3 protein-coding genes are annotated in these 1,911 nt (G+C 30.0%); 1 reads left to right on the forward strand and 2 read right to left on the reverse strand.

What is annotated here, in order from left to right; all coding sequences use genetic code 11:
• Window positions 1–291 precede the first annotated feature (291 nt).
• On the reverse strand, window positions 292–567 hold the full coding sequence (locus AC4AGG_RS16235; RefSeq protein ID WP_489773067.1) for a hypothetical protein: 276 nt from the start codon (window positions 565–567) through the stop codon (window positions 292–294).
• 263 nt (window positions 568–830) lie between these two features.
• Here AC4AGG_RS16235 and AC4AGG_RS16240 point away from each other — a divergent pair, with 263 nt between their 5' ends.
• On the forward strand, window positions 831–1,253 hold the full coding sequence (locus AC4AGG_RS16240; RefSeq protein WP_489773068.1) for a hypothetical protein: 423 nt from the start codon (window positions 831–833) through the stop codon (window positions 1,251–1,253).
• Window positions 1,254–1,319: 66 nt separating this feature from the next.
• Here AC4AGG_RS16240 and AC4AGG_RS16245 read toward each other — a convergent pair whose 3' ends face one another.
• Window positions 1,320–1,829, reverse strand: a complete 510-nt coding sequence (locus tag AC4AGG_RS16245) for a Crp/Fnr family transcriptional regulator (protein ID WP_489773069.1) — start codon at window positions 1,827–1,829, stop codon at window positions 1,320–1,322.
• Between the last annotated feature and the right edge of the window lie 82 nt (window positions 1,830–1,911).

Below are 1,911 nucleotides of genomic sequence, written 5' to 3' on the forward strand. Positions count from 1 at the left end.
AAAATAAACAATTCTTTTTGACTTCATATTGGTAATATGTCAATTAATAAAAAAAATTAACGTTGATGGGTGATAAGTGAACTGAAACCCTACGAAGTGGTTCGATGAAGTCAATCTTCAATTTTCAACCAGCTGAAGCTACTGTTTTTTGGGTTAAGTTAAATTACATAAAAATAACGAAACCGAAAAGCAGTGGCGACAAAGAATATTAAAATTTTAATTTGAGTATTCTGGTTGCTGAGCTTACCGAAGTAAAGCTCACTTTCGCTAATTAACTGTTAACTGTAGGTTTTATAGTTTATCCCACCAATTACCTGTTTCGACACTTGTATGATTCTCGCCATCCAACATAAAATTAAAATTTAAAGTGAAGGTTCCGTCATTCGAACGCGTCATTTCCCAGCTTTTTTTTACCTCATCAATTTGTTTTCCATTTTCTGCTCCAGTCCAGATACCAACGAGTTGAGTTTCAATTTTTTTTCCATTGGGTAACTTTTTCATTTGAGATGAGTAAGAATGAAAAAATACTAGTGCAAAGGCACTAATAACAAGTTTGAGGAATTTCATTATTGTTCTTTTTAATTATAATTAGTTACAAATGATTGATTTCAAATTAATGACAATTTACAAAAAAGAGTTCAATTGAAAACTTGATATTTGTTGGATTTTACAAGGTTAAAAAGTTAAAATATTTCAATGTATTTTTTAACTTATTAGTAAAAAAATAATCCTACTTCAAATGAATAATCTATTTTTAACGAAAAGAATTCCTTGTTAATTGGTAGATATTTTATATTTTTAATATTAATTATTAACTAACATTTACAGCTATGAAAAAGTTATTTTCAATTTTATTTTTAGTGGGCGCGTTCGCCTTAGGTTTTTCACAAAGAGAGTATTATGATGACTATAGAAGAAGTATTGTTAGTATCAATTGGGATGCTGTGGCGGTTGAGTTATCACTTTCTCATCAGCAAAAAATAGAACTTATTGCGCTCAACAAAAAGTATCCTGATTATGATTCTTGGAATAGAAAATATAAAGGAAATCCAGGAAGATGGACAGATGATAGATTTGCTTCAATTTCCATCATTCTTGGTAATGACAAGTATACTAAGTTCAAGAAAAAGTATTATAAAGGGCAAAATCCTGTCGCGGTTTATAATAGGAACAAAAACAATAATAAGCCTTACCACAATAATGGCAACTCTAACCATAATGGGGGTAAACATAAAGCAAAAAAAGGTAAATAATAGACTAACCGATGAAATTTTTCATCGGTTTTTTTTGTCAACTTTTTATTATTGACTTGATTAAGTCTAGTCAAGCTTTTTGAGGCGTGACAGGGTCTCAGGACTCATGCGTAGATAGTTGGCAATATGCCGAAGTGGAATTTTCTGAAAGAGTTGTGGACTTCTTTCCAAAACACGTCGATAGCGTTCTTTTGGGGAACTTGTCAGAATGTCGATTTCCCTTTCTAGTTGCTGATGTACAAGATTTTCTAAAATATTTGTCCAAGAAACAGAATCATTATTGTTATCTAGATAATTGGAAATTTGAGCTTTATTGATGACTTTGAGTTTTGTTTTCTTGATCGCTTGAATATAGAAACTCGTAGGTTTATCTGTTAGAAAAGAATCTAAAAAAGCAATCCAATTTCCTTGATAGCCCAATCTTACAATTTGTTCTTCGTCATTATCAAGAACAAAAACCTTCAAACTACCAGTTTCTATAAAATAAATATTAGAGTTAATTTGTCCCTTTATCCCTAGAAATTGGTTTCTCTCTAGAGTAATTGATTCGTTATAAAGCTCTAAAATATTGTTCATAATTCTACATCTTTAATGATTTATTTTATTGAATTAGGCATTTAAGCAATAATTTGTTTGTAAGAGATTAGTTTTGATATAA

The organism is Chryseobacterium sp. CG10_8 (assembly GCF_058117085.1).